The 25096-nt window shown below is 43.4% G+C and carries 38 protein-coding genes and 1 pseudogene; all 39 read right to left on the reverse strand.

The features are described 5' to 3' along the window. Positions 1 to 87: 87 nt before the first annotated feature. Positions 88 to 1722, reverse strand: coding sequence for a chaperonin GroEL (gene groL / locus F9B85_RS12415; protein WP_151621427.1), 1635 nt, complete (start codon positions 1720 to 1722; stop codon positions 88 to 90). 25 nt (positions 1723 to 1747) lie between these two features. Next, positions 1748 to 2032, reverse strand: a complete 285-nt coding sequence (gene groES / locus F9B85_RS12420) for a co-chaperone GroES (protein ID WP_151621429.1) — start codon at positions 2030 to 2032, stop codon at positions 1748 to 1750. 453 nt (positions 2033 to 2485) lie between these two features. Continuing rightward, positions 2486 to 4072 carry a methyl-accepting chemotaxis protein gene (locus F9B85_RS12425; protein WP_170270523.1) on the reverse strand — a complete coding sequence of 529 codons (1587 nt, stop codon included), beginning with the start codon at positions 4070 to 4072 and terminating at the stop codon, positions 2486 to 2488. 147 nt (positions 4073 to 4219) lie between these two features. Continuing rightward, complete coding sequence (locus F9B85_RS12430) at positions 4220 to 5806, reverse strand: methyl-accepting chemotaxis protein (RefSeq protein ID WP_151621433.1); 1587 nt, start codon at positions 5804 to 5806, stop codon at positions 4220 to 4222. A gap of 71 nt (positions 5807 to 5877) precedes the next feature. Beyond that, positions 5878 to 6210: an STAS domain-containing protein gene (locus tag F9B85_RS12435; RefSeq protein WP_170270524.1), complete on the reverse strand. Its 333-nt coding sequence runs from the start codon at positions 6208 to 6210 to the stop codon at positions 5878 to 5880. A gap of 31 nt (positions 6211 to 6241) precedes the next feature. Then, positions 6242 to 8272, reverse strand: a complete 2031-nt coding sequence (locus F9B85_RS12440) for a chemotaxis protein CheA (RefSeq protein WP_151621437.1) — start codon at positions 8270 to 8272, stop codon at positions 6242 to 6244. Between the two features lie 234 nt (positions 8273 to 8506). Further along, positions 8507 to 8899: a 30S ribosomal protein S9 gene (gene rpsI, locus F9B85_RS12445; RefSeq protein ID WP_151621439.1), complete on the reverse strand. Its 393-nt coding sequence runs from the start codon at positions 8897 to 8899 to the stop codon at positions 8507 to 8509. A 19-nt stretch (positions 8900 to 8918) separates the two neighbouring features. After that, on the reverse strand, positions 8919 to 9353 hold the full coding sequence (gene rplM / locus F9B85_RS12450; RefSeq protein WP_151621441.1) for a 50S ribosomal protein L13: 435 nt from the start codon (positions 9351 to 9353) through the stop codon (positions 8919 to 8921). A 135-nt stretch (positions 9354 to 9488) separates the two neighbouring features. After that, positions 9489 to 10268: a tRNA pseudouridine(38-40) synthase TruA gene (truA, locus tag F9B85_RS12455; RefSeq protein ID WP_151621443.1), complete on the reverse strand. Its 780-nt coding sequence runs from the start codon at positions 10266 to 10268 to the stop codon at positions 9489 to 9491. Between the two features lie 155 nt (positions 10269 to 10423). Beyond that, positions 10424 to 10762, reverse strand: a complete 339-nt coding sequence (gene rplQ, locus F9B85_RS12460) for a 50S ribosomal protein L17 (RefSeq protein ID WP_151621445.1) — start codon at positions 10760 to 10762, stop codon at positions 10424 to 10426. Between the two features lie 32 nt (positions 10763 to 10794). Beyond that, complete coding sequence (locus tag F9B85_RS12465) at positions 10795 to 11751, reverse strand: DNA-directed RNA polymerase subunit alpha (RefSeq protein ID WP_151621447.1); 957 nt, start codon at positions 11749 to 11751, stop codon at positions 10795 to 10797. A 52-nt stretch (positions 11752 to 11803) separates the two neighbouring features. Beyond that, positions 11804 to 12430: a 30S ribosomal protein S4 gene (rpsD, locus tag F9B85_RS12470; RefSeq protein WP_151621449.1), complete on the reverse strand. Its 627-nt coding sequence runs from the start codon at positions 12428 to 12430 to the stop codon at positions 11804 to 11806. A gap of 30 nt (positions 12431 to 12460) precedes the next feature. Then, positions 12461 to 12850, reverse strand: a complete 390-nt coding sequence (rpsK, locus tag F9B85_RS12475) for a 30S ribosomal protein S11 (protein ID WP_151621451.1) — start codon at positions 12848 to 12850, stop codon at positions 12461 to 12463. Between the two features lie 18 nt (positions 12851 to 12868). After that, entirely contained in the window at positions 12869 to 13240 is a 372-nt protein-coding gene (gene rpsM, locus F9B85_RS12480; RefSeq protein ID WP_151621453.1) for a 30S ribosomal protein S13, read from the reverse strand. Positions 13241 to 13264: 24 nt separating this feature from the next. Then, positions 13265 to 13378 carry a 50S ribosomal protein L36 gene (gene rpmJ, locus F9B85_RS12485; RefSeq protein WP_151621455.1) on the reverse strand — a complete coding sequence of 38 codons (114 nt, stop codon included), beginning with the start codon at positions 13376 to 13378 and terminating at the stop codon, positions 13265 to 13267. A gap of 35 nt (positions 13379 to 13413) precedes the next feature. Beyond that, positions 13414 to 13632, reverse strand: coding sequence for a translation initiation factor IF-1 (gene infA, locus F9B85_RS12490; RefSeq protein WP_151621457.1), 219 nt, complete (start codon positions 13630 to 13632; stop codon positions 13414 to 13416). A gap of 23 nt (positions 13633 to 13655) precedes the next feature. Beyond that, the gene (locus F9B85_RS12495; protein ID WP_151621459.1) at positions 13656 to 13946 is read right to left on the reverse strand and encodes a KOW domain-containing RNA-binding protein; all 291 of its coding nucleotides are present in this window, start codon (positions 13944 to 13946) and stop codon (positions 13656 to 13658) included. A 6-nt stretch (positions 13947 to 13952) separates the two neighbouring features. Further along, entirely contained in the window at positions 13953 to 14708 is a 756-nt protein-coding gene (map, locus tag F9B85_RS12500) for a type I methionyl aminopeptidase (RefSeq protein WP_151621461.1), read from the reverse strand. Then, positions 14709 to 15359: an adenylate kinase gene (locus tag F9B85_RS12505; RefSeq protein WP_151621463.1), complete on the reverse strand. Its 651-nt coding sequence runs from the start codon at positions 15357 to 15359 to the stop codon at positions 14709 to 14711. 116 nt (positions 15360 to 15475) lie between these two features. Beyond that, positions 15476 to 16735: a preprotein translocase subunit SecY gene (gene secY, locus F9B85_RS12510; RefSeq protein ID WP_151621570.1), complete on the reverse strand. Its 1260-nt coding sequence runs from the start codon at positions 16733 to 16735 to the stop codon at positions 15476 to 15478. Positions 16736 to 16746: 11 nt separating this feature from the next. After that, positions 16747 to 17190, reverse strand: a complete 444-nt coding sequence (gene rplO / locus F9B85_RS12515) for a 50S ribosomal protein L15 (RefSeq protein WP_151621465.1) — start codon at positions 17188 to 17190, stop codon at positions 16747 to 16749. An 18-nt stretch (positions 17191 to 17208) separates the two neighbouring features. Next, positions 17209 to 17397 carry a 50S ribosomal protein L30 gene (rpmD, locus tag F9B85_RS12520; RefSeq protein WP_151621467.1) on the reverse strand — a complete coding sequence of 63 codons (189 nt, stop codon included), beginning with the start codon at positions 17395 to 17397 and terminating at the stop codon, positions 17209 to 17211. A 12-nt stretch (positions 17398 to 17409) separates the two neighbouring features. Further along, complete coding sequence (gene rpsE, locus F9B85_RS12525; protein WP_151621469.1) at positions 17410 to 17910, reverse strand: 30S ribosomal protein S5; 501 nt, start codon at positions 17908 to 17910, stop codon at positions 17410 to 17412. Between the two features lie 25 nt (positions 17911 to 17935). Further along, a complete protein-coding gene (gene rplR, locus F9B85_RS12530; RefSeq protein ID WP_151621471.1) occupies positions 17936 to 18304 on the reverse strand; it encodes a 50S ribosomal protein L18 in 369 nt (122 codons plus the stop codon). A 32-nt stretch (positions 18305 to 18336) separates the two neighbouring features. Next, the gene (rplF, locus tag F9B85_RS12535) at positions 18337 to 18888 is read right to left on the reverse strand and encodes a 50S ribosomal protein L6 (RefSeq protein ID WP_151621473.1); all 552 of its coding nucleotides are present in this window, start codon (positions 18886 to 18888) and stop codon (positions 18337 to 18339) included. Between the two features lie 43 nt (positions 18889 to 18931). Continuing rightward, positions 18932 to 19330 carry a 30S ribosomal protein S8 gene (rpsH, locus tag F9B85_RS12540; RefSeq protein ID WP_151621475.1) on the reverse strand — a complete coding sequence of 133 codons (399 nt, stop codon included), beginning with the start codon at positions 19328 to 19330 and terminating at the stop codon, positions 18932 to 18934. A 27-nt stretch (positions 19331 to 19357) separates the two neighbouring features. Then, entirely contained in the window at positions 19358 to 19543 is a 186-nt protein-coding gene (locus F9B85_RS12545; protein ID WP_151621477.1) for a type Z 30S ribosomal protein S14, read from the reverse strand. Positions 19544 to 19563: 20 nt separating this feature from the next. Continuing rightward, entirely contained in the window at positions 19564 to 20106 is a 543-nt protein-coding gene (gene rplE / locus F9B85_RS12550) for a 50S ribosomal protein L5 (protein WP_151621479.1), read from the reverse strand. Positions 20107 to 20130: 24 nt separating this feature from the next. Beyond that, on the reverse strand, positions 20131 to 20460 hold the full coding sequence (rplX, locus tag F9B85_RS12555) for a 50S ribosomal protein L24 (RefSeq protein WP_151621481.1): 330 nt from the start codon (positions 20458 to 20460) through the stop codon (positions 20131 to 20133). 19 nt (positions 20461 to 20479) lie between these two features. Continuing rightward, a complete protein-coding gene (rplN, locus tag F9B85_RS12560) occupies positions 20480 to 20848 on the reverse strand; it encodes a 50S ribosomal protein L14 (RefSeq protein WP_151621483.1) in 369 nt (122 codons plus the stop codon). 27 nt (positions 20849 to 20875) lie between these two features. Next, positions 20876 to 21139 carry a 30S ribosomal protein S17 gene (rpsQ, locus tag F9B85_RS12565; protein ID WP_151621485.1) on the reverse strand — a complete coding sequence of 88 codons (264 nt, stop codon included), beginning with the start codon at positions 21137 to 21139 and terminating at the stop codon, positions 20876 to 20878. Positions 21140 to 21166: 27 nt separating this feature from the next. Further along, positions 21167 to 21370: a 50S ribosomal protein L29 gene (gene rpmC, locus F9B85_RS12570; RefSeq protein ID WP_151621487.1), complete on the reverse strand. Its 204-nt coding sequence runs from the start codon at positions 21368 to 21370 to the stop codon at positions 21167 to 21169. Continuing rightward, a complete protein-coding gene (gene rplP / locus F9B85_RS12575) occupies positions 21360 to 21794 on the reverse strand; it encodes a 50S ribosomal protein L16 (protein WP_151621489.1) in 435 nt (144 codons plus the stop codon). The genes rpmC and rplP overlap by 11 nt, the downstream gene beginning before the upstream one ends. A gap of 3 nt (positions 21795 to 21797) precedes the next feature. After that, on the reverse strand, positions 21798 to 22541 hold the full coding sequence (gene rpsC, locus F9B85_RS12580) for a 30S ribosomal protein S3 (protein WP_151621491.1): 744 nt from the start codon (positions 22539 to 22541) through the stop codon (positions 21798 to 21800). A gap of 81 nt (positions 22542 to 22622) precedes the next feature. Continuing rightward, positions 22623 to 22961: pseudogene (gene rplV, locus F9B85_RS12585) on the reverse strand (50S ribosomal protein L22); the annotation flags it as partial. A 26-nt stretch (positions 22962 to 22987) separates the two neighbouring features. Then, positions 22988 to 23269 (reverse strand): 30S ribosomal protein S19, encoded by a 282-nt coding sequence (rpsS, locus tag F9B85_RS12590; protein ID WP_151621495.1) that lies wholly within the window; start codon positions 23267 to 23269, stop codon positions 22988 to 22990. A gap of 26 nt (positions 23270 to 23295) precedes the next feature. Continuing rightward, complete coding sequence (rplB, locus tag F9B85_RS12595) at positions 23296 to 24126, reverse strand: 50S ribosomal protein L2 (RefSeq protein ID WP_151621497.1); 831 nt, start codon at positions 24124 to 24126, stop codon at positions 23296 to 23298. A 31-nt stretch (positions 24127 to 24157) separates the two neighbouring features. Next, complete coding sequence (gene rplW / locus F9B85_RS12600) at positions 24158 to 24445, reverse strand: 50S ribosomal protein L23 (protein WP_151621499.1); 288 nt, start codon at positions 24443 to 24445, stop codon at positions 24158 to 24160. Continuing rightward, complete coding sequence (gene rplD, locus F9B85_RS12605) at positions 24445 to 25068, reverse strand: 50S ribosomal protein L4 (protein ID WP_151621501.1); 624 nt, start codon at positions 25066 to 25068, stop codon at positions 24445 to 24447. Before rplD ends, rplW begins: the two co-directional genes overlap by 1 nt. Positions 25069 to 25096: the final 28 nt, after the last annotated feature.

The following is a 25096-nucleotide window of genomic DNA, read 5'->3' on the forward strand; positions in this document are numbered from 1 at the left end:
CACAAACTTATGCGCTTTAAAGAGGCGGCAAAACAAAAAAACGCCGAACCGATTAAGGTTCGACGTTTTTTCGAAGTAGTCTAAAGACTACATCATATCCATTCCGCCCATGCCGCCCATACCTGGTGGCATTGCAGGAGCATCTTTCTTCTCTGGCTTGTCAGCTACAATTGCTTCTGTAGTTAAGAGCATGGAAGCAATAGAAGCGGCGTTTTGTAGAGCAGAGCGAGTTACTTTGGCAGGGTCAACGATACCAGCGGCAAACATATCTTCATAAGTTTCTGTGGCCGCGTTAAAGCCTTGACCAGTGCTGAGGTTCTTCACTTTCTCTACAATAACAGAGCCTTCTAGACCAGCGTTGTTGGCAATTTGACGAATAGGCTCTTCGAGAGCTCTCTTGATAATAGCTACACCAGTTGCTTCGTCACCAGCATTTGCCTCCACAGCTTCTAGAGCTTTTTGGATGTTCAATAGTGCTGTACCACCACCAGGAACAATACCTTCTTCTACAGCGGCACGAGTTGCATTCAGAGCATCTTCAATACGAAGCTTCTTCTCTTTGAGCTCTGTTTCAGTAGCGGCGCCAACTTGAATAACAGCTACACCACCAGCTAATTTAGCCAGACGCTCTTGGAGCTTTTCTTTGTCAAACTCAGAAGTGGAGTCTTCGTATTGTTTGCGGATCTGAGCAATGCGGGCTTTGATGCTATCTTGAGAACCAGCACCATCAACGAGAATTGTTTCTTCTTTGGTGATACGAACTTGGCGAGCGCGACCAAGCATTTCTACAGTAGCGTTCTCGAGCTTGAGACCTACTTCTTCAGTGATTACTTGACCACCGGTGAGAATAGCAATGTCTTCGAGCATAGCTTTACGACGATCGCCAAAACCTGGTGCTTTTACGCCTACGCAAGTGAATGTACCACGAAGTTTGTTGACAACTAAAGTAGCTAAAGCTTCGCCTTCTACGTCTTCAGCAATAATCATTAGTTGCTTACCGCTTTGAACAATACGCTCTAATACAGGCAGAATGTCCTTAATAGCGGAAATCTTTTTATCAGTAATCAAGATGTAAGGCTCGTTGAGAACTGCTTCCATCTTGTCTGTGTCAGTAACCATGTAAGGGGAGATGTAACCACGGTCGAAGTTCATGCCTTCTACTACTTCTAGATCAGTAGTGAAGCCTTTTGATTCTTCTACAGTGATAACGCCGTCTTTGCCTACTTTTTCCATAGCTTCAGCAATGAGGCTACCAATGTTAGCATCAGCCGCGGAGATGGAAGCAACTTGAGCAATTGCTTCTTTGCTTTCGATAGGCTTAGCAATGTTTTGGATTTCTTCTACGCAACATTCAACTGCTTTTTGAATACCGCGCTTAAGAACCATAGGGTTAGCACCAGCCGCTACGTTTTTCATGCCCTCACGAATGATAGCTTGAGCTAAGATAGTAGCAGTAGTTGTACCATCACCAGCAACATCGTTAGTTTTGGTAGCAACTTCTTTAACTAGTTGAGCACCCATGTTTTCGATTGGATCGTCTAGCTCGATCTCTTTAGCAATGGTAACACCATCGTTAGTGATCAAAGGAGAGCCAAACTTTTTCTCTAATACAACGTTGCGTCCTTTTGGTCCAAGGGTTACACGAACGGCTTCTGCCAGTGTGTTCACGCCTCTTTCTAGGCCGCGACGAGCTTCTTCATTAAAAACAGTCATTTTCGCCATGATTATTAATTACCTCCTTCTGATTTTACAGTACAGCCAGGATGTCACGCTCATTGAGGATCAGATACTCTGTACCTTCTAGTTTTACTTCTGTACCAGAGTACTTGCTGTAAATTACACGGTCACCTACAGCAACTTCTAGTGCGGCTCTTTCGCCGTTGTCAAGGATACGGCCAGAACCTACTGCCACGATCTCTCCTTGTTGAGGCTTTTCTTTGGCTGTGTCAGGCATAATGATGCCGCTTGCCGTTTTTTCTTCTGCTTCTAAAGGCTTTACGACAACACGATCAGCGAGAGGCTTGATGTTCATACGGAAAGGAACCCTCCTTGCAAATATGTTTGATTTGTTTAGAGTTTGCATTCTTCTTGTTAGCACTCAGTTAAAGCGAGTGCTAACACACATTTATTATAATAGGGAGCGCTCTTGAAGGATGCAAACTCCTTTTTCGCCAATTTAGCGAAATTAGCTCCCGCAGATAAATATTTCCCTCTTTTTTTACCAATATACACCTTCAGAAAATTTTTTTTGAAAAAGACGGCAAAGTATGAAAAATAACGCTATAAAGGTGAGAAGATAGCGGCTATAGCTTGACAAAATAGATTATCTGGTTAATCAAAACAAAAAAAGTGCAAGCTTTTATGCTCGCACTTTACTTTTTTTGTTTATTTTCTTTTGGCATGCTTACCTGTTTTGTAATCTTTTTTTGTTAGGTGTTAGGTTTTGCTTCTTACGGCTTATAAAAACTTCTTAGACAGGTAATTATTAGATCTTAAATTGCTTAGCAGATTCTTGTAACTCCATAGCTTGGTTGGCTGATGCTTGAGTAGCACTAGCTGTTTCTTGGGCAGCTGCTGATGTTTCTTCTGTAATAGCCGCTACACTTTGGACAGCGTTGGCTGATTGTTCTGAGAGAGCCGCTTGCTCTTCTGCCGCCGCAGCAATTTCACTTACTTCGCTACCTGTCTCGTTAACTTGCCCTTGTATCTCGTCAAAAGCTTGACCTGCTTGCTGAGCTAGTAAACGACCTTCATTAGCTGACTGTACAGCTTTCTCTGTAATTGATTGAATAGTTTTGATTAGAGTCGCAATTTCTTTCGTTGCACCACCAGAACGCTCTGCTAATTTACGTACTTCTTCGGCCACTACAGCAAAGCCTTTGCCTGCATCACCGGCTCGCGCCGCTTCGATGGCGGCATTTAAAGCTAACAAATTAGTTTGAGAAGCGATATCGTCGATCATTTCAACAATTTCGCCAATTTTGCCTGAGTTTTCACCAAGCTTTGTAACGTGAGTAGCAATTTCATCCATGCCATCAATTGTTTGAACTATTGTTTTTCCACCTTCATGCGTTGTTTTGGTGGCTTTTTCAGAAGCAAAAGCTGCTTTTTCGGAAGATTGAGCCATTTGATTGGCCGCTTTGGCCATTTCGGATAATAGGGTTGACAAGGATTGTACTTGCTCTGCCTGTGATTGTGCTCCCGCAGCCATTTCTTCTGTAGAAGCTGAGATTTGCTGACTAGTAGCGGCAACAGATTGTGCACCATCTTGAACTTGTCGTACGAATTTTTGCAACTGATCCATCATTTGATTGAAAGATTGGGTTAAGTTGCCTGTTTCGTCAACAGACATAATCTCTCCTTTTCCAGTAAGATCTCCCTCTTTGGATCGTTCCATCAATTTATCTAACTGTTGAATCGGTTGTACAATTATTCTGGAAATATATAGCCCTAAAATGCTACTTATTACGATAGCTAATAAAGTTATTCCTATCATGATTATTAAAGCACTTTGAAAAGCTTCTGCTGAAGTAACTTGTAGTTCCTCGGCAACGTTAGCATTAAAAGTTGCTAATTCTAATAGAACTTTGTTGGCTTGTTCTATCTGTGGTATCGCTACTTCATCATAATAGCGGTGAGCTTCATACTGTTGACCTTGAGAAGCAAGTGCAATAATTCTTTCTTGCTCCGTCTGATACCGTGATAATGCATCCTTAAGTATAGGCACTCTTTCTCTTTCATAAGCTAACAGATAGGTTTGCTCGAAATCACTTATAATACCCTCGATTTCGGCATTTTCTTGTCTCATCACTTGAACAATTGATTGGATTTGATTAGCATCTCGAGCATCAAAAAGTTGCTGTGACAAAAGTTCAATAGACTTTAATGAAGTTAATGCTTCATTCAACTCTTTAACAGGTACAAGGCGATCAAAGTACATTTCTTGAGCATTTTCATTCATGTTACTCATGTAGTAGTAACCTATATATCCTACGGCAGAAAGTGATAGAGCTGTTAAGACAATAAGAAGCAACAGCTTCTTAGCTATTTTTAAGTTGCGTAGCCAATTCATATACAACACCTCTTTTTCTGTACTATTCTGTGAATTTGTTTTGTTGAAAAAAATAAGCATAAATCGTTCTGAAAACCGACTTATGCTTATTTTTATTAGAAAATGCCTAAATCACTAACTTCTTTTTATTCGTTTATGAATTGTTAGTTACACCTTGTACTTCGTAGCCGCTTCCTGAAGCTCTGTAGCTAGATGTGACATAGATTGAATAGCGCCAGCCATTTCTTCTACACCAGCTGATGTTTCTTCAGCAATAGCCGCTACATTTTGGACAGCTTTGGTTGCTTGATCTGATGTTGCCGCTTGCTCTTCTGCGGCGGCGGCAATTTCACCTACTTCACCAGCTGTCTGCCTCACTTGGTCTTTAATTGTTTGAAAAGCTTCGCCTGCTTTTTGAGTATATTCACGTCCGTCTTTAACAGCATCTACAGCTTTACCTGTGTCAGCTTGAATACCTTTGATTAAAGTTGCGATCTCTTTAGTAGCTGTTCCGGAGCGCTCTGCCAGCTTGCGAACTTCATCTGCAACGACAGCAAAGCCTTTGCCTGCGTCACCTGCACGAGCCGCTTCTATAGCAGCATTGAGTGCCAATAAGTTGGTCTGAGATGCAATATCGTCGATCATTTCTACGATTTCTCCAATTTTTTCGGAGCTCTGACCAAGGCTCATAACGTTTTTGGCCACATTGTCCATACCTGATACAGTTTTCTCAATAATGGCGCCGCCTTCTAAAGTCGAAGCAGTTGTGCTTTCTGAAGAAAGAGCCGCTTTTTGAGCCGACTGTGCCACTTGTGTGGCGGCACCTGCCATGTCGCTCATCATGTTAGAAATACCTTGTGCTTCTTCTGCTTGAGCTTGAGAACCACTAGCCATTTGTTGTGAAGAAGCAGAAATCTGCTGACTAGAAGCAGCTACAGCTTCAGCACCTTCTTGTACTTTCTTCACAAAGTTACGCAGATTGTTAACCATTAAGTGAATGGAGCGAGAAAGTGAAGATAGTTCATCATCACCTTGTGTATTTCCTGCATTTTCTGTCAAGTCACCTTGAGCTATTTTTGTAGCTATCCTTTCTAATTCACCTAAAGGTTTAGCTATACTACGTGAGAGTAAGACACCTAAGCCGAAGGAAACAATTACGCCAACAGCAATAATGATGATAGTTGTGGTAACTGTAGAACCATAGAGGTTATCAGTGTAAACTTTTTTCTCATCAGCTACGCGTACTTGCATACTAACCAGGTTGTCTAAGCTTCCATCAAGAGTAAAGGCTATGTTACGAGCCTGACCAGCGATTTGCATTGCGCCAGCAACATCACCATTTAAACTTGCTTGTAAGCTTCTTTCAACTATAGCTACATATTCTTGAAGAGCTGATTCAATTTCGTTAACTGTTCTTAGCTCATCAGCATTTATGTTTGTTTGTTTGTATAGAGATAAGTTTTCTCTGAAATTTTTGAGATAATCACTACCTCTTTGATACCATACTTGTTTGTCTTCTATGTTGTTTGCAAGAAAATGGTTGTAGGTGGTAACGCGATAGCCTTGCAAGTTAGTTCTTACTTCTCCTAAGTAGCGAGTTGGTAGTAAACTCTCTTCATAGAGCTGGTCTACTTCATCGTTCATAATGTTCAAGTTATACATTCCAAAGATCCCAATCGATAAAAGCACAATCGTCGAGAATAGAATGACTAGCAGAATACGTGTTCCTACTTTGAATTTTAAGAATCGCTCCATCAAATCACTTCCTTTACTTTTATTTTTTCTTTCTTTGTAAATTGTTAAATTGTTTTATATGTTCATTATCATTAGCTCAAACGTTCTAACGCTTTTTCTTCGCTTTCTAGAATCGTAATTACTTTATTAAGACGTATCATCTCTAAAACGGTACGTACGTTGCCTGAGACATTACATAAAATGACCTCACCTTTTTTTTCGCGATATTTTTTGTAGATTTGAATTAGGTAGCCTATGGCCTCACTGGTAATAAAGCTAACACCTAGATTAATAACCAGCTTATGATTCTCTTCTGGCAGAGTCTGAAAAGCTTTTTTTAGCTTCTGGGCATTCTCTGCACCGATACTGCCGTAAAAACGAATCACCAGTATCTCTTCTTTTTCTATAATCTCGTAATCTAACAATCCGCTCACCTTCCTTTTGCTTATCCCAATTCTAAGTAGATGTACAACGTGCAAATAAGGTAGCTACGTTAATAATTAGTGATACTCTGCCGTCTCCTAAAATAGTTGCTCCTGCAAAAATTTCCATCTTCAACCATGGTGCGTTTACTGTTTTGATGACTATTTCTCGTTGTCCTAGCAATTCATCTACTTCTAATCCCATTCTCTGTTCTGCTAATCCAATCATAACTACAGAGCGATACTTCCTTTTTGCTTTGTTTGCTTGTTTGTCAATTTGCAAGACTTCCTGTAGTGCCTTGATAGGAACAATACTGCCTCGGACAGTGAAAACTTCGTTACCACCTATAGAGTCAATATCTTGATCTCTTAATTGAAAGCTCTCTAGGACATTATCTAGTGGAATAATGAATTTTTCACCTTCAGAAGAAACGAGAAGACCTTGTATAATAGCCAAGGTAATCGGTAATTGAATGATAAAGCTACTGCCTTGTCCTTTTTCCGATTGAACTTCAATCATGCCATTGAGAGCCATTATGTTACGTCGAACTACGTCCATGCCGACGCCTCGTCCTGACACATCAGTTACTTTCTGTGCCGTACTGAGACCTGCTGAAAAGAGTAAATTGTAAATCTCTTGTTTTGTCAACTCTTGTCCTTCCTCGACAAGATTCAAGCGACGAGCTTTAGCCAGAACTTTTTCTTCATCTATGCCTTTGCCGTCATCAGCTACTTTGATCAAAATCCGACTGCCCTCATGGCTTGCTGATAAGATAACTGTTCCCTCTGGTGGTTTACCAGCGGCCATTCGCTCTTCTGGTGTCTCAATTCCATGGTCAATAGCATTACGTAGCAAGTGCATTAAAGGCTCGCCAATCAAGTCTACCATTGACTTATCTAGTTCTGTTTCTTGCCCTTCTACAACTAGGTTAATTTTTTTATGAACTTTTCTGGCGAGGTCACGAACTAAGCGAGGAAAGCGGTTAAAAACTGTTCCAATAGGTACCATTCTAGTCTTCATTAGACCATCTTGTAATTGACTAGTGAGCCTAGCTAAATGGTGGGTTTCTTCCGCCATGTCAGCTCCTAAATTGCTGTTGCCATGTTGTTCAATATAACTTTCTTGTATACGAGCAAAACGAGTCTGGCTAATTAGCAATTCACCAATTAAATTCATCAAGTAGTCAAGACGAGATGCTTCTACTTTGATGAGCTCAGTTCCTTTTTCACTTACTTTATCGGCTGTTTTGGCTATACTTTTTTCACTTTGAAGAACAACAGCTTTTGGTGGTACTTCTTCAACTGTCTTAGCATCACCGAGTTCAGAAATAGCCTGCAAGTCTGAAAGTAATTTGATTTTTATGTCACTTACATCGGCTACGTTAATGACTTTATAAAGCTCTTCTGTTGTGCCTTTCTTCCAATCAAAAAAGATATGAAAGCTATTAACGTTTTCTTCACATGTTTCTAGATCATCTTGAGCAGGAAAGCTTTCTAATACTTCTCCAAATTCACTAAGGTTGTTCAGAATCAAAAAAGCCCGTACTGCTTTCATAATACAGTCGTTCTGAAAGACTATTTCAATTTCTCTAGCTGATGAAATAGTAGCATACCGATCTCTGATATGTGCTAAGTCTTCATCTTTACTTACCTTATGTTCTATTGTACTAGACTCTTCTTTTTTTTCTAAGCTGGCTTCTTCTAATTGCTTTATTAGTTCCTCAGCTTTTTCTGGGTCAACTTCTTGAGCTTGGAAAAGGATAGCTTGGATAAAATCTAACGCATTGAAAATGGCATCAATACCTCTGGCATCAAGAACAAGCTGACCTTCACGAACTTTGCCGAGTAAGTCTTCAATGTTATGAGTAATATTAGCTACGACTTGAAATCCGACAGATGCACTAGCTCCTTTTAGTGAGTGTGCCGCTCGAAACATTTGATGAATTGTTTCTTCATCTGATGTTCCTGACTCTATAGATAACAAGTCTCGAGAAAGTATCTCCAGCTGTTCTTTTGCTTCAGAGTAGAATAGGTCTAGATACTCATCCATAAAGCTTTTATCCACGACCGAGATTCCCCCTTTTTTGAAGCATTTTTACATCTCATTTATTTCTTTATTAATAAGATTACTACTGTATAGTTCTTCATAGATCAATCTTTTTCCTTTTTCTTTGTATACTGATATCGTTTAATTGCTTGGTACTTTTTTCATTTCTTGTTATTTTCATATAAAAAAGAAAGAGAACCCATTCTACATAGGTTCTCTTTCTTAATTTGCCTTTTCTGACAGCAACCCCAATTAGCGCTTGGAAAACTGAGGAGCACGACGAGCGGCTTTGAGTCCGTATTTCTTTCTTTCTTTCATGCGTGGGTCACGCGTTAGGAATCCTGCGCGCTTTAAGGCAGGACGTAATCCAATGTCAGCTTTTAACAATGCTCTTGCAATACCTAAGCGAATAGCACCTGCTTGACCAGTTGTACCACCGCCGTGTACGTTGCAAAGAATGTCAAAGCGACCTTCTGTCTTGGTTAGATCGAGAGGTTGACTAACGATCATTTCCAAAGTCTTTTTGCCAAAGTATTCTGTTAAAGAACGATTATTGATTAAGAACTTTCCATCACCAGGAAGCAGTCGAACGCGAGCTACTGATTTCTTCCGGCGACCTGTTCCAAGATATTGTACTTGAGCCATTGTTTACAACCTCCCTTCCCTACTCACCGAAGTTCCAAACTTCTGGCTTTTGTGCCTCGTGGGGATGCTCTCCGCCTTTATACACTTTCAGCTTACGATACATTTGGGCGCCCAAACGGTTTTTTGGAAGCATGCCTTTAACAGCTTTTTCCATGGCCCGTTCTGGACGAGTTTTCATCAATGTACCATAGCTGATCAATTTCATACCACCGGGATAACGTGAATGATGGTAAAACATCTTTTGGCTTAACTTCTTACCTGTTAATACAGCTTGTTCTGCATTAATGACAATCACGTGGTCACCCGTATCAACGTGTGGAGTAAAAATTGGCTTATGCTTGCCGCGTAATAATCTTGCGGCTTCCGATGCGACTCGACCAAGAGGCTTACCAGCCGCATCAATGACGTACCATTTCCGTTCAACTTCATTGGTCTTCGCCATGAAGGTGCTCATTATAGTCCCTCCTTGGGAGTCTTTGTCTTACTGCTTCACCCACATTGCCGGGTGTGTCGACAAAAGAATCAAAATATATAAAGCTCCAGAGAACTTGGGGCTAGTAAGCGCTCTGCAAAAGCTCACCCCAATATTTTATGACAATGTAAAAGGAAAGTCAAGCTCATTATACCAAACTTTAATTAAACATAATCCTTGTGGGGGAGCGGTTGTTCCTGCTAAAGCTCTCTTCTGAGATTGAATAATTCTTTCCAACTGTGATGGTTCAATTTTACCTTTTCCTACATCAATTAAAGTTCCGGCAATAATGCGCACCATGTTGTAAAGAAAGCCGTTTCCCATAATATCGAGCTGAAAAATTCCCTCTTCTGGTTCTGTTATCTCACAATGCCATATAGTGCGAACAAAGTTTTTTACAGATGTACCTGCCGCACAAAAAGCTGAAAAGTCATGCGTTCCTACAAAGGCTCTAGCACCTGCAAACATCGCATCTCGATTCAGTTTTGGATAAATTTGATAAGTGTAATAACGATGAAAGGGAGAGGGAATGGTGTTGTTATATATGCTGTAGCGATAATGCTTTCCTAAAGCATGAAATCGTGAATGAAAGTTATCGTGCACTGTCACGGCATTGATAACAGCAATATCTTTAGGCAATAAAGAATTCATGGCCAGATGGAATTTCTCATCTGGTATTCTTGATGAAGTTGCAAAATCAATTACTTGTCCCCGTGCGTGAACACCTGCATCGGTTCGACCTGCACAGGTAATTGTAACTTCTTCGTTAGTTAAAGTTTTGATAGCAAGCTGTAATTGATCTTGGATCGTTGGTAAAGCAGGATTATCCTGCGTTTGAAAACCATGGTAATAAGTGCCGTCATAGGCTACTATAAAGCGCACTCTACGATTATTCATGTATGATATCTCCATAGGAGGGTCAGGATAAACGAAACAAGATGCTATACAATTCTAAGTTAATTTGATTCTTCCCTAGGGAAAAGGAAAGCCAGGAAACTAACCCTAATTAGGGTTGCTCCTGACCTGACGTTTTCTTATGGTCCTTTGGTTAACTACACCAATTCAACAATACACATGGGAGCAGAATCTCCTCGACGATACCCTGCTTTCATCAGGCGGGTATATCCACCTTGACGAGTTGCATACTTTGGAGCAGTTTCGTTGAAAAGCTGTGTAACGACTGACTCTTCTTGCAAGTAGGAAAGAGCTTGACGTCTAGCATGGAGGTCTCCACGCTTCCCAAGTGTGATCATTTTCTCGGCAATACGGCGCAATTCTTTTGCTTTAGGTTCTGTCGTTGTTACTTTGCCGTGCTTAAGAAGAGAAGTTACGATATTGCGCAGCATGGCACGACGATGACCTGTATGACGTGAAAATTTACGATATGCCATTCTATTCCCTCCTTTGCGGCAGGGTACCATTATCAATCATCAGATTTACGTAGTGAAAGACCTAAGCTAGTAAGCTTTATGTCCACTTCTTCTAGAGACTTACGTCCCAGATTGCGTACTTTAATCATGTCTTCTTCTGTCTTCATTGTTAAGTCTCTAACAGTATTTATGCCTGCTCGTTTCAGACAGTTAAAAGAACGTACAGAAAGATCTAATTCTTCGATAGTCATATCTAGAATCTTATCCTGCGGGCGTTCTTCTTTTTCCACCATGATGTTGCCTGTGCTTTCATCATCGGGATTCTCTGTAAGACCTACAAAGAGTTTCAGGTGTTCAATCATGATTTTAGCAGATAAACTGGTCGCTTCTTCGGGACTAAGACTGCCATTGGTCCACACTTCTAAGATCAACCTGTCGTAGTCAGTAATCTGTCCAACCCGAGTATCTTCCACACGGAAATTTACTTTTCTCACAGGAGCAAAGTTAGCATCCACAGGAATAACACCAATAACATGTTCCGACTTTTTATGTTTTACGGCCGAAACATAGCCTCTACCTTTTTCCACTGTAATCTCCATGTACAGGCGTGCGCCTTTGGATAAAGTGGCTATGGGTAGCTCTGGGTTAAGAATTTCTACTTCTGAGTTGATCTGGATATCGCTTGCTCTTACTACACCTTCTTCTTCCTTTTCGATGCGAAGAACTTGTAATTCATCGGTAAACATCTTCAGGGAAAGAAGTTTTAAGTTGAGAATGATATCCGTTGTGTCCTCTACAACTCCGGGGATAGTGGAGAACTCATGGAGAACCCCATCGATCTTTACCGAAGTAACGGCAGCCCCGGGTAAAGAGGACAGAAGAATTCGCCGCAGCGAATTGCCCAGGGTTACGCCGTATCCACGCTCCAGGGGCTCCACAACAAATTTCCCATATGTGGCATCCTCGCTGCTAGCGACACATTCGATCTTCGGCTTTTCGATTTCCAGCATGTACTGCTGAACCCTCCCTTGGCAATAGTCGGATGAACCTCGAGTTTACCCTTTACCGGGAGTACAATTCAACGATGAGATGCTCTTGTACATTGGTGTCAATGTCTTCCCGGTTAGGCAAAGCAAGGACCCGTCCGGATAAGGTGTTGACATCTAGTTCTAACCAAGCTGGAGCAGTTTTTTGTCCAAGCGCAGCCAGAATCTCTTGAAAAATTGGGCTGTCTTTGCTTTTTTCTTTCAGTTGAATAACATCACCTACACGAAGTTGAATCGAGGCGATGTTAGCTTTTTTACCGTTTAAGGTGAAATGGTTATGAAGCACCAACTGGCGCGCCTCGTTACGAGAACGAGCAAAACCAAGACGATAAACGATATTATCAAAGCGACGCTCTAAAAGGCGTAACAGATTGTCACCTGTAATACCTTTTTGACGTTCTGCCTTGTCAAAGTAGTTACTAAAAGGACGCTCTAGTATACCGTAGATACGACGAAGCTTTTGTTTTTCACGAAGCTGTACGCCATACTCAGATACCTTCTTACGACCTTGACCATGTTGTCCAGGTGCGTAAGTACGACGATCTACTGCGCACTTGCCAGTATAACAACGCTCACCTTTTAGGTAAAGCTTCGTCCCTTCACGTCTACAGAGTCGACATACTGGGCCGTTATAACGAGCCATTCAGTGGATGCACCTCCTGCTATATGAGAATTAAACGCGACGGCGCTTTGGTGGCCGACATCCGTTATGAGGAATTGGTGTAACATCTTTAATCATGTTTACTTCAAGTCCTGCAGCTTGTAAAGAACGGATGGCCGCTTCACGTCCAGCACCAGGCCCTTTTACTAAGCATTCTACTTCTCTCAAACCATGTTCCATTGCTTCTTTGGCTGCTCTTTCTGCGGCCATTTGAGCGGCAAAGGGGGTTGATTTACGAGAGCCTTTAAAGCCAAGAACGCCAGCAGATGCCCATGATAGAGTGTTCCCTGTAAGGTCTGTAATCGTAACAATTGTGTTGTTAAAAGTAGAACGAATGTGTGCTATGCCACGATCAACCTGTTTACGTTCTTTACGTTTAGTGCGTGTTACACGACGTGCCATTGCTCAATATCCCCCCCTTTACTTCTTCTTCTTGCCAGCTACTGTACGAGCTGGGCCTTTGCGTGTACGTGCGTTTGTCTTAGTCCGTTGTCCACGAACTGGAAGACCACGACGATGGCGTAAGCCACGGTAACATCCGATCTCCATCAGTCGTTTAATATTGAGTGACACTACCCGTCGGAGATCACCTTCAACGGTAAGGTTTTTGTCAATATACTCTCTGATACGGGCCACTTCGTCATCGGTAAGTTCTCTTGTTCTAGTGTCAGGGTTTACTTCTGCACCTTTGAGAATCTCGATGGCGGTTTGGCGCCCGATCCCAAAAATATAAGTCAATGCGATCTCAATCCGCTTATCACGGGGTAGGTCGACACCGGCGATACGTGCCATATAGGGAAATGCACCTCCCGCTTATTAACCTTGTTTTTGCTTGTGCTTCGGATTCTCGCAAATGATCATGACTTTGCCTTTACGGCGGATGATCTTGCATTTGTCACAAATGGGTTTTACCGAAGGCCGTACCTTCATGTGAAAATCCCTCCTTGGGGGGACAATGAATGTTCCTATTTAAATCGATAGGTAATTCTTCCGCGGGTAAGATCATAAGGTGAAAGCTCTACAGTCACCCTATCCCCGGGGAGAATACGAATAAAATTCATACGAATTTTGCCTGATACGTGGGCTAACACTTTATGCCCATTATCAAGCTCCACTGTAAACATTGCATTTGGTAAGGGTTCAACAACTCGACCCTCAACTTCAATAACGTCCGTTTTGGACATAAGGAATTCCAGCCTCCTTAAATTTACGATCCAAGCTCTAGATTCACCAACATCTGTTGGACTGCACTGGCAGCCTGGGCGTTTGTAGGAGTTTTGCCCTTTTGGAGCATTTCACCAATATCTTTAGCCACAGAATCGATAACCTCTATATGCTTAAGCTTTTTCTTTTTTGGCTTCTCTACTTTCCTGTAGAGCCCGTCTGTAATTAACAAGTGCTTCTGATCAAGAGCTTTAAGCACCAAGAAGTATCGATTCACATCTCTTCCTGATATAGATCGTACTAATTGACCTGGTACAACCTCAGACGTCTCCATAGAGCTCTAACCTCCACTGGAGAGGGTGAGTATTTCCGGCCCCTTTTCCGTAATGGCGATGGTGTGCTCAAAATGGGCTGACGGTTTTAAGTCTTTTGTAACAACCGTCCACTGGTCTTCCTTGGTTTCTACCTCCCAGGTTCCGGCGTTTACCATGGGTTCGATAGCCAGGGTCATCCCTTCTTGAAGTCGGGGACCACGGCCAGCAGGTCCAAAATTAGGAACTTGTGGTTCCTCGTGCATTTTTTTGCCGATGCCATGACCAACAAATTGACGCACGACTGAGAAATTATTTTTCTCTACGTATTCCTGAATCGAATTCGATATGTCGTAGAGCCTATTTCCAACTCTGCTTTTCTCGATACCTATATGGAGTGAATCGCGAGTTACATCTATTAATCGTTGTAACTCTTCATCAATCTCACCGACTGGTAAGGTAACTGCTGCATCTCCATGGTAATCATTTACAACTGCGCCGACATCAATACTGATAATATCCCCATTTTGGAGTCGACGTATACCAGGAATTCCGTGGACGACTTGCTCATTGATGGAAGCACATATAGTTGCAGGAAAACCTTGATACCCTTTGAAAGCTGGCTTAGCACCTCGGGATCTAATGTAGTCTTCTGCGATTTTATCCAGTTCAGCTGTGCTAACTCCTGGTGCTACAGCCTTTTCCATCTCCCGATGAGTATCGGCCACGATCCGCCCTGCATCTCTCATATAGTTGAGCTCACGAGCGGTTTTTAGAATGATCATCTAGGATTCTCTCCCTAAGATGTTAACTATATCTTGGAAAACCTCTTGCATCTCTTGTTCGCCATTGATTTTATGAAAAAGACCTTTTGCTTGATAGTACTCAATTAAAGGTGCTGTTTGATTGTTATACACTGTAAGTCTGTTTTCTGCCGTCTCTTTAGAGTCATCACTGCGTTGATATAGTTCGCCGCCACACTTTTTACACTTTCCTTCTTCTGCAGGTGGGTTAAAAAGAACGTGGTAAGTTGAACCACAACTTCGACAAATACGTCGACCTGTTAATCTATCAATCAGTTTGTCATGGCTTACTTGTATATCAATAACAGCGTCTAGTTGCATATCTAAGTCTTGCAATGTCTTTTCCAGTGCATCAGCTTGAGGTGCTGTACGAGGGAAGCCATCAAGCAGAAAACCTTTTTTGCAGTCTTCTTGGCTGAGGCGTTCACGAACAATGCCTATCGTCACTTCGTCAGGTACAAGCTGACCTGCATCCATATATGCTTTTGCTTGCAATCCTAGCTCCGTGCCATTCTTGATGGCTGCCCTGAACATATCACCTGTTGAAATATGAGGAATGCCAAAATGTTGGATTAACATCTCCGCCTGGGTTCCTTTTCCAGCTCCTGGCGGTCCCATTAGTAATGCTTTCATGGATATATCCCTCCAAAACAGTTGGGCAAGTCCATTGAGCAGCATTTGTTGGGACATCATAATATCATAGTTGTAGTACTTCGAGGACATGCCCTTTTTTTATCGTTTTTCTAGACTTATTTCATAAAGCCCTGATAGTGGCGCATGAGCAGGTTGGATTCAATCTGTTTCATAGTGTCGAGAGCCACACCAACGACAATTAGTAGAGCCGTGCCTCCGAAATAAATATTACTAATTCCAGTTGCCATGATGACAAATACAGGCATTAGTGATATTACAGCCAAGAACATACCACCGACAAGAGTGATTCGTGACATTACTTTTGTAATATAATCAGCCGTCGGCTTCCCAGGTCTCAATCCGGGAATAAAACCACCGTACTTCTTCATGTTATCAGCTACATCAACTGGGTTGAAGGTTATGGCCGTGTAGAAATAGGTGAAAAAGATAATCAGGAATATATAGAAAAGGCTGTGAAGGAACGAGCCAAAGTTAAAGTAGTTGGCAAACCATGCTCCTAAGAATGTATCAGGGAAGAATGCAGCGATTGTTGTAGGAAATGCGAGAATAGATGATGCAAAGATTACTGGAATAACACCTGCTTGGTTTACCTTCAGAGGAATATGGGTGCTTTGCCCGCCATAGACACGACGTCCTACTACACGCTTAGCGTAGTTTACAGGAATACGTCTTTGGCCTTCATTAATATATACGATCCCGGCAATTGCGATGGCAGCTATGATGATGAAGAAAGTCGCACCGAGGATGTTTGCTGTACCGACCTGAATATATTCATATAATGTGACCAGACCGGAAGGTAAGGCAGAAACAATACCTGCAAAGATAATCAATGAGATACCGTTGCCTATTCCTTTTTCAGTAATCCTTTCGCCGATCCACATTAAGAAAGCCGTTCCTGCTGTTAAGGTTACTGCAATTAAGAGATAGTTCCAGATAGTGGGGTTAATAACGGCTCCTTTGAGACCATAGGACAAGCCTATAGCTTGAATAAAAGCCAGCACAATGGTGAAGTAACGGGTGTATTCGGTGATTTTCTTCCGACCTTCTGCGCCTTCTTTAGCCAGTTGTTCCAATCTGGGAATGACAACTGTTAGAAGTTGCATAATAATCGAGGCATTAATGTAAGGTGTAATACTCATGGCAAAGACAGAAAAGTTTCTAAAAGAACCTCCTGATATGACATCAAAAAAGCCAAAAAGTGCACCTGTTGCTAGCAGATCCTCGATTACCTGTCGGTTGATGCCGGGAACAGGAATGTGGGCGCCTATTCGGAAAACTAGAAACATCATCAGTGTGAATAAAATCTTATGACGCAATTCCGTTGCTTTCCAGGCGTTCTGCAGGGTGCCCACCACAGTGGACATGCTTACATCACCTCTACTTGGCCGCCGGCTGCTTTAACTTTCTCTGCTGCAGCTTCGCTTACACCATGCAATTTAATCGTTAAAGCTTTGTCAATTTCACCATTAGCCAAAAGTTTAACCCCATCATTAATCTTCTTAATGACTCTTTCTTTGATCAGCAGTTCTGGGGTTACAACAGTACCTGCTTCAAAGCGAGCCAAATCTTTTACATTGATAATTGTAAAGATTTTTTTAAAGGGGGCGTTGCTGAACCCACGTTTGGGAAGCCGTCTTTGAAGTGGTTGCTGACCACCCTCAAAGCCTGGACGAACGCCACCGCCGGAGCGTGCTTTTTGCCCTTTATGGCCTCTGCCAGATGTTTTCCCAAGACCGGAACCAATGCCTTGTCCTTTACGGGTAGGCTTTTGGCGCGATCCAGGAGCTGGCTTCAGGTCATGGATTTGCATATTGACACCTCCTTCTTATTAGGCTTCCAACTCTTCCACGGCTACAAGGTGAGAAACGGTTTTTACCATGCCGCGAATTGCTGGGGTATCATCATGTATAACTGTTTGATTCAGTTTTTTTAATCCCAGGGTGGCCACTGTGAGTTTCTGGTTTTTGGGATACCCAATGGCACTCTTCACCCAGGTGATCTTTAGCTTGCTGGCCATAGGATAATCCTCCTAACCAATAATCTCTTCTAGCCTTTTACCACGGAGCTTCGCAACTTCTTCAGCGCGCTTGAGACTCTTTAGCCCTTCCATGGTAGCTCTTACCATGTTGTTGGCGTTGTTGGAGCCTAAAGACTTCGTTAAGATGTCGGAAATTCCAGCTAACTCTAATACTGCACGGACAGGTCCGCCAGCAATAACTCCAGTACCTTTTGCAGCTGGCTTAAGTAATACTTTACCAGCACCAAATCGGCCTAGAACCTGGTGAGGGATCGATGTTCCGACCATGGGAACATTGATAAGGTTCTTTTTCGCATCTTCAACGCCTTTGCGAATGGCTTCTGGTACTTCGCCAGCTTTCCCTAGACCAAAGCCTACATGGCCCTTTCCGTCACCTACTACCACCAGGGCACTGAAGGAGAAACGGCGTCCACCTTTGACAACTTTGGCGACACGGTTGATATAGACAACCTTTTCTGTTAACTCCAGACCACTCGCGTCTATTCTTGCCACTTTTTTCCCTCCTTTATGCGGTAGCTTAAAATTGAAGCCCCGCTTCCCGGGCAGCTGATGCCAAGGCAGCAACGCGTCCATGATAAATGTATCCGCCTCTATCAAAAACGACTTTGTCAATACCTTTATCTAACGCTTTTTTGGCGATAAGAGCACCAACTTTTTTAGCGCCTTCGATATTTCCACCGGAGACGTTTTCTCCCTTTAACTCGGCATCAAGACTCGAGGCTGCCACGATGGTCTCACCTGTTTCATCATTGATGACCTGAGCGTAAATATGATTAAGGCTACGGAAAACAGAGAGACGCGGACGCTCTACTACACCTGCTACGTTTTTGCGAACACGTAGATGTTTTCTTTTCCGTACTTTGTTGCGGACCTCTTTCTTGATCATTGCGGGTTCACTCCCTTCAACCTCGGTCAGGACTACTTCTTACCTTTCTTACCGCCTGTCTTACCAACTTTACGACGAACAACTTCGCCTTCGTATTTGATCCCTTTACCTTTGTATGGCTCAGGCTCACGAACCTTACGAATGTTGGCTGCCAGTGCACCAACTTTTTCTTTGTCAATGCCTTTGACAGTAATCTTTGTTGGTGCTGGAACTTCAATCTCTAAGCCTTCTTCTGGCTCAATCTCAACTGGGTGGCTGTATCCCACGGTAAGAACAAGTTTTTTGCCCTGTTTTGTAGCCCTATAACCGACCCCTACGAGCTCCAGGTTTTTGCTGAAGCCATTGGTCACGCCATCAACCATGTTGGCGATCAGGGTGCGGCTTAGGCCGTGGAGGCTTCGATGGAGCTTTTCGTCACTAGGACGGGAAATATTGATCACATTGTCTTCAATGTTGACAATGATATCGCTGTGCATCTCCCGGCTCAACCGGCCTTTGGGGCCTTTGACCGTGACCACATTCCCGTCAACGGTTACTTCCACCCCGGCTGGTATTGCCACGGGCTTCTTGCCGATCCGTGACATGGTCACACCTCCTGCTTTTCAGTTTCACAAAAATGCCCCAGTATTACCAAATGTAGCAAAGTACTTCTCCACCAAGGCCTGCTTGACGCGCAGACTTGTCTGTCATAATACCTTGTGATGTAGAGATAACAGCTACACCTAGACCACTTAATACTTTGGGGATCTCATCTTTTTTAGCATAAACACGAAGACCTGGTTTGGAGATACGCTTGATTCCCGTGATAACCTTTTCACGGTTAGGACCAAATTTCAAGTAGATACGAATCAAGCCTTGTTTATTGTCTTCGATATATTCTACATCCTTAATGAAGCCTTCACTTTTGAAAATCTCAGCAATTCCACGTTTTACTTTGGAAGCTGGAATTTCTACTTTATCGTGAAAGGCCATGTTGGCATTTCGGATACGAGTCAGAAAATCCGCGATTGGATCGGTCATGACCATCCTGGGTTCTACCCCCTTCCCTGTATCTTACCAACTAGCTTTTGTTACGCCAGGGATTTCCCCTTTGTAAGCCAGTTCGCGGAAGCAGATCCGGCACATCCCAAATTTACGCATATAAGCGTGTGGGCGTCCGCAAATTTTGCATCGGTTATATTGACGGACCACAAATTTAGGAGTCCTTTGTTGTTTTACTTTCATGGACGTTTTGGCCACGTGGTTCCCTCCATTATCGATTATTCGGAGCGGAATGGCATACCCATGAGCTTCAGCAGTTCGCGGGCTTCTTCGTCAGTTTTCGCTGTTGTTACGAAGGTAATATCCATCCCGCGCAGGCGGTCGATCTTATCGTAATCGATCTCCGGAAAAATCAATTGCTCTTTCAGGCCTAAGGTATAGTTGCCTCGACCATCGAAAGACTTAGGACTCACACCGCGAAAATCACGTACGCGGGGGAGTGCTAAATTGACTAGCTTATCAGTAAAGTCATACATACGCTCTCCGCGTAGAGTTACTTTACAACCAATTTTCATTCCTTCACGAAGCTTAAAACCTGCGATAGACTTTTTCGCTGTTGTTACAACTGGCTTTTGGCCTGTAATTAAGGTCAGATCACCAACTGCAGCGTCTAGTGCTTTCGGGTTCTGTACAGCTTCGCCCAGTCCCATGTTAACAATAACCTTCTCCAGCTTAGGGATTTCCATTACGCTATTGTAGCCAAACTTTTGCATCATTGCTGGAGCAACTTCACTAAGGTATTTTTCTTTTAATCGGGCCAATCTGCTGACCTCCTCTCTCGAGGGTTACTTATCAAATACTTCTCCGCATTTGCGGCAGATACGTACTTTATTGCCATCGTCTTTAATCTTTTTACCGATTCGAACGGGCCTTGCACATTTTGAGCAATAAATCATCACGTTCGATGCATCGATAGGTGATTCTTTTTCCATAATCCCACCCTGGGGCATGGCCTTTGTGGGCTTGGTGTGACGCTTGACAATGTTCACCTTTTCTACAACCACTCTGTTCTTATCACGAATGACTTCGATGACTTTACCTTTGGTACCAGCATCTTTGCCAGTGACAACTTGAACAGTATCACCTTTTTTGACGTGAACTTTCGGGTTGGCCATAGGTGCTTTCACCTCCACCCTACAGTACTTCTGGGGCTAAAGATACGATTTTCATGAAATCGCGATCTCTAAGCTCTCGAGCTACGGGCCCGAAAATACGAGTGCCCCGTGGGTTTTTTTGTTCATTAATGATAACTGCAGCGTTTTCACTAAAGCGAATGTAGGATCCATCTTTGCGCTTGATTGATTTGCGAGTGCGCACGACAACGGCTTTAACTACATCGCCTTTTTTAACAACGCCGCCAGGAGCCGCTTCTTTGACAGAGGCTACGATGATGTCGCCTACTGAAGCGTATCTCCGAAAAGATCCACCCAACACACGGATGCATAATAGCTCTTTTGCACCTGTGTTGTCACCGACTTTAAGTCGTGATTCTTGTTGGATCACGGGATATACCTCCTATCCTGGGGGAAATTAGACGATGACGGCCTTCTCAACGACTTCAACTACACGCCAACGTTTTTCTTTAGACATGGGACGAGTCTCCATGATTAAGACAACATCGCCGATGTTACAGCTGTTGTTTTCGTCGTGAGCTTTGAACTTTTTACTTCTAAGTACAGTCTTTCTGTAAAGTGGATGTTGCACCCGATCTTCTACAGCAACAACGACCGTTTTATCCATTTTATTACTGACTACTTTGCCAGTAATTGTCTTGCGTTCAGCTCTTTCTGACACTTCATATACCTCCTTACCCACCCGGACTTAAGCCTTTTTGGCTTCCAGTTCTCGTTGACGGAGGACAGTCTGAGTCCGGGCAATGTTGGTACGCACTTCCCGGATCCGCATTGGGTTCTCCAACTGTTGGGTAGCTAGTTGAAAGCGGAGGCGGAAGAGTTCGTCTTTGAAATCATTGAGCTTTTTACGCAATTCATCAGTACTCAAATCACGTAAGTGCTTAGCTTTCATTGGCTTCACCACCCACTTCCTCGCGTTTTACGAATTTGCATTTGATGGGCAGTTTGTGCATGGCCAAACGCATGGCCTCACGGGCTACCTCTTCTGGTACTCCAGCTAGTTCAAACATAATGCGGCCAGGTTTTACGACAGCCACCCAGTACTCAGGAGAACCTTTACCGGAACCCATGCGGGTTTCAGCTGGCTTTGCTGTAACAGGCTTGTCGGGGAAAATCTTAATCCATACCTTACCGCCCCGTTTGATGTAACGGGTCATGGCAATACGAGCAGATTCAATCTGACGGCTAGTTATCCAGGCTGGCTCAAGAGCTTGTAATCCGTATTCTCCAAAAGCAACTGTGTTGCCTCTAGCAGATTTGCCCTTCATTCTGCCTCGGTGAACTCGACGCCATTTCACTCTTTTTGGCAATAGCATGGTCTATTTCCCTCCTTCCGCAGAAACGGGTCCACGACGCTCTCCTCGCGGGCGACGCTCGCCTCTTTCCCGGCGCTCTGGGCGTTGTTCAGATTCTTTGTTATCTGTTCGAGGAACTGCTCCTGGCAAAACCTCTCCCTTATAGATCCATACTTTCACGCCAATGACACCGTAGGTTGTATGAGCTTCTGCAAAACCGTAATCAATGTCTGCACGTAGTGTGTGCAAGGGTACTTTTCCTTCGTTATACCATTCCGTACGTGCAATCTCTGCACCACCAAGACGACCCGATACCATGATTTTGATGCCTTCAGCACCTAATCTCATCGTACGACCAACTGATTGTTTCATGGCACGTCGGAAGGAAACTCTTTTCTCCAGCTGAACAGCAACGTTTTCAGCGACCAATTGTGCATCAAGCTCTGGCTTTTTGACTTCGCTGATGTTTACATTCACAGCGCGTCCTGTCATTTTCTCCAGCTCTTTACGCAGATTTTCAACTTCTGCACCGCCGCGGCCAATGACGATTCCAGGCTTCGCTGTGTGAATGGTCACTTTCACCCGATTCGCAGCTCTCTCGATTTCAACTCGAGAAATTCCAGCTATATAGAGTTTCTTCTTGATGAACTTACGGATTTTAAGGTCTTCGTGCAGGAGTTCAACATAGTTCTTGTCAGCAAACCATTTTGCCTCCCAGTCTTTGATGACTCCAATTCGAAATCCCTTCGGATGGACTTTCTGACCCACAGGTTATCCCTCCTTTGTCTCGGCCGTAGCCGCTGCTTTTACCTTGCCTGCTCCTTTTTGGGGAGCTGTTGTTTTTGCTGGCTTTTCTGCAACAACAACTGTGATGTGAGATGTACGCTTGCGAATTACGTCTGCACGTCCCATAGCACGAGGCTTAATACGCTTAATGCTTGGTCCTTGATCAACATAACAAGCTTTTACGATTAATTGTTCAACATCCATATCGTAGTTGTGTTCCGCATTGGCGATAGCAGATTTTAATACTTTCTCCACGTCTACAGCGCTTTTTACAGGCGTAAACTTTAGTATGGCCAGTGCATCAGCGACTGCCTTCCCACGAATAAGGTCAATAACTTGTCGAACCTTTCGGGGAGAGGTACGAACGTACTTGGCCACCGCTTGTGCTGTTTTGGCTTCCATTGGCCTTCCTCCTCTTCCGATGGCTACTAACGTAGTCGACTCGATTTTTCCGAGCCTGCATGACCTTTATAGGTTCGGGATGGGGCAAATTCTCCTAATTTGTGACCGACCATGTCTTCCGTTACATACACAGGAATGTGCTTTCTTCCGTCGTGTACCGCGAAGGTGTGACCGACGAATTGTGGGAAGATAGTGGAACGGCGAGACCAGGTCTTGATAACTTTTTTCTCGCCTTTATTATTCATTTCCTCAACCTTTTTGAAAAGGCTTCCTTCAACATAAGGACCTTTTTTAAGGGAACGGGCCATGCGCGATCCTCCCTTCTTTCTAGTCGCTACTTACGGTTACGACGTTTAACGATAAGTTTATCAGAAGCTTTTTTGCGACGAGTCTTACCACCGATGGCCACTTTACCCCAAGGTGTAACAGGCGCTTTGCGTCCAATCGGGGAGCGACCTTCACCACCACCATGTGGGTGATCGTTGGGGTTCATTACGACACCGCGAACGGTTGGTCGTATACCCAGCCAACGCTTCCGGCCGGCTTTACCAATGGTAATGTTCTCGTGCTCGAGATGTCCAATCTGACCAATTGTAGCTCGGCAAGTGATGTGTACTTTACGCATTTCACCAGATGGTAAGCGTAATGTTGCATAGTTGCCTTCTTTCGCCATCAATTGTGCTGATGTACCTGCGGAGCGACAAAGTTGTCCTCCTTTTCCAGGACGCATCTCGATATTGTGTAACACTGTACCGACAGGAATATTAAGAATCGGTAGAGCATTACCTGTCTTAATATCCGACTCTGGACCGGAAAAAATAGTATCTCCTGCTTTTAGCCCATCGGGTGCTAAGATGTAGCGCTTTTCTCCATCATGATAGTGAAGCAATGCAATGCGTGCACTACGGTTTGGATCGTATTCAATTGCCGCTACTTTTGCAGGGACGCTGTCTTTATTGCGCTTGAAATCGATGATACGATACATGCGCTTGTGTCCGCCGCCTCTGTGACGAACTGTCAGCTTACCCTGGTTGTTACGACCTGCTTTTCTCTTCAGGGGTTGAACAAGTGATTTTTCAGGTTCACTTTTTGTGATTTCGGCAAAGCTCGCCACCGTCATCTGGCGTCTACCTGGTGAGGTGGGTTTAAACTTTTTTACAGCCATTGCGTTTCACTCCTTCTGGTCCGACCAGGGATTATACGCCTTCGAATATTTCGATTTTATCGCCATCACGAAGTTTGACGATAGCTTTTTTCCTATCCGATGTACGTCCCACAAATTTGCCCATACGCTTTTTCTTGCCTTTGACGTTCAAAGTCCAAACGTCAAGGACTTTTACTTTGAAGAGCTGTTCGACAGCATATTTAACTTCAATCTTGTTAGCATCGGGGTTGATGATAAAGGTGTATTTGTTATCAGCCGTCAGGTCCATTGATTTTTCTGTAATGACTGGCTTAAGCAATACATCATATGGACTGCGCATTAGGCGAACACCTCCTCAACCTTAGCCACTGCATCTTTGGTAATAACCAGTTTGTCATGCTTTAGAATATCATAAACGTTAATGCTTACTGCATCTAAAGGCTTGACACCTGGAATGTTACGTGCTGATTTGAAAATGTTTTCGTCATTAATAGCTGTAACGATTAAAGCTTTACGATCAGCTTGCAACTTATCAAGGACAGTTGCCATTGCTTTAGTTTTGGGTGCTTCCATCGTTAATGTATCTAGAACAACGATATTGCCTTCTTGCACTTTAGCAGATAAAGCTGACTTCAGGGCAAGACGACGGACTTTTTTTGGGAGTGTAATCTTGTAATCGCGAGGTTGTGGACCAAAGGTAATTGCTCCACCGCGCCACAAGGGAGATCGAATGGTACCAGCTCTAGCACGACCTGTACCTTTTTGTCTCCAGGGCTTTCTCCCACCCCCGGAGACTTCGCCACGGGATTTTACTTTATGAGTGCCTCGACGCCAGGAGGCCAGTTGAGCTACTACAGCCTGGTGAAGCACAGCTTCGTTCGGTTCGATACCAAAAATTTCTTCTTTTAGGTCAATCTCTCCGACTTGACTGCCTTCCATGTTGTATACCGCTACTTTTGGCATTGTATATCCTCCTTTCTCCGGGGGGTTA

It is taken from the genome of Heliorestis acidaminivorans, from assembly GCF_008933955.1.
Taxonomy (GTDB): Bacteria; Bacillota; Desulfitobacteriia; order Heliobacteriales; family Heliobacteriaceae; genus Heliorestis; species Heliorestis acidaminivorans.

Bases quoted from the DNA above. Each gene is read 5' to 3' on its own strand.
- groES (WP_151621429.1), bottom strand. From the start codon at position 2,032: ATGAACATCAAGCCTCTCGCTGATCGTGTTGTCGTAAAGCCTTTAGAA.
- rpsM (WP_151621453.1), bottom strand. From the start codon at position 13,240: ATGGCACGTATCGCCGGTGTCGACCTACCCCGTGATAAGCGGATTGAG.
- rplD (WP_151621501.1), bottom strand. From the start codon at position 25,068: ATGCCAAAAGTAGCGGTATACAACATGGAAGGCAGTCAAGTCGGAGAG.
- F9B85_RS12505 (WP_151621463.1), bottom strand. From the start codon at position 15,359: ATGAAAGCATTACTAATGGGACCGCCAGGAGCTGGAAAAGGAACCCAG.
- rplW (WP_151621499.1), bottom strand. From the start codon at position 24,445: ATGCGCAGTCCATATGATGTATTGCTTAAGCCAGTCATTACAGAAAAA.
- F9B85_RS12425 (WP_170270523.1), bottom strand. From the start codon at position 4,072: ATGAATTGGCTACGCAACTTAAAAATAGCTAAGAAGCTGTTGCTTCTT.
- F9B85_RS12465 (WP_151621447.1), bottom strand. From the start codon at position 11,751: ATGCTGGAAATCGAAAAGCCGAAGATCGAATGTGTCGCTAGCAGCGAG.
- rpsK (WP_151621451.1), bottom strand. From the start codon at position 12,850: ATGGCACGTCGTGTAACACGCACTAAACGTAAAGAACGTAAACAGGTT.
- rplB (WP_151621497.1), bottom strand. From the start codon at position 24,126: ATGGCTGTAAAAAAGTTTAAACCCACCTCACCAGGTAGACGCCAGATG.
- groL (WP_151621427.1), bottom strand. From the start codon at position 1,722: ATGGCGAAAATGACTGTTTTTAATGAAGAAGCTCGTCGCGGCCTAGAA.
- rplO (WP_151621465.1), bottom strand. From the start codon at position 17,190: ATGCAAATCCATGACCTGAAGCCAGCTCCTGGATCGCGCCAAAAGCCT.
- rpmC (WP_151621487.1), bottom strand. From the start codon at position 21,370: ATGAAAGCTAAGCACTTACGTGATTTGAGTACTGATGAATTGCGTAAA.
- rplR (WP_151621471.1), bottom strand. From the start codon at position 18,304: ATGATCAAGAAAGAGGTCCGCAACAAAGTACGGAAAAGAAAACATCTA.
- infA (WP_151621457.1), bottom strand. From the start codon at position 13,632: ATGTCCAAAACGGACGTTATTGAAGTTGAGGGTCGAGTTGTTGAACCC.
- rplX (WP_151621481.1), bottom strand. From the start codon at position 20,460: ATGGCCAACCCGAAAGTTCACGTCAAAAAAGGTGATACTGTTCAAGTT.
- rpsI (WP_151621439.1), bottom strand. From the start codon at position 8,899: ATGGCTCAAGTACAATATCTTGGAACAGGTCGCCGGAAGAAATCAGTA.
- rpmD (WP_151621467.1), bottom strand. From the start codon at position 17,397: ATGGCCAGCAAGCTAAAGATCACCTGGGTGAAGAGTGCCATTGGGTAT.
- F9B85_RS12430 (WP_151621433.1), bottom strand. From the start codon at position 5,806: ATGGAGCGATTCTTAAAATTCAAAGTAGGAACACGTATTCTGCTAGTC.
- rpmJ (WP_151621455.1), bottom strand. From the start codon at position 13,378: ATGAAGGTACGGCCTTCGGTAAAACCCATTTGTGACAAATGCAAGATC.
- rplP (WP_151621489.1), bottom strand. From the start codon at position 21,794: ATGCTATTGCCAAAAAGAGTGAAATGGCGTCGAGTTCACCGAGGCAGA.
- map (WP_151621461.1), bottom strand. From the start codon at position 14,708: ATGATCATTCTAAAAACCGCTCGTGAGCTCAACTATATGAGAGATGCA.
- rplQ (WP_151621445.1), bottom strand. From the start codon at position 10,762: ATGGCATATCGTAAATTTTCACGTCATACAGGTCATCGTCGTGCCATG.
- rpsH (WP_151621475.1), bottom strand. From the start codon at position 19,330: ATGGTCATGACCGATCCAATCGCGGATTTTCTGACTCGTATCCGAAAT.
- rpsS (WP_151621495.1), bottom strand. From the start codon at position 23,269: ATGGCCCGTTCCCTTAAAAAAGGTCCTTATGTTGAAGGAAGCCTTTTC.
- rplF (WP_151621473.1), bottom strand. From the start codon at position 18,888: ATGTCACGGATCGGCAAGAAGCCCGTGGCAATACCAGCCGGGGTGGAA.
- F9B85_RS12495 (WP_151621459.1), bottom strand. From the start codon at position 13,946: ATGGAGACGTCTGAGGTTGTACCAGGTCAATTAGTACGATCTATATCA.
- rplM (WP_151621441.1), bottom strand. From the start codon at position 9,353: ATGAGCACCTTCATGGCGAAGACCAATGAAGTTGAACGGAAATGGTAC.
- truA (WP_151621443.1), bottom strand. From the start codon at position 10,268: ATGAATAATCGTAGAGTGCGCTTTATAGTAGCCTATGACGGCACTTAT.
- rpsD (WP_151621449.1), bottom strand. From the start codon at position 12,430: ATGGCTCGTTATAACGGCCCAGTATGTCGACTCTGTAGACGTGAAGGG.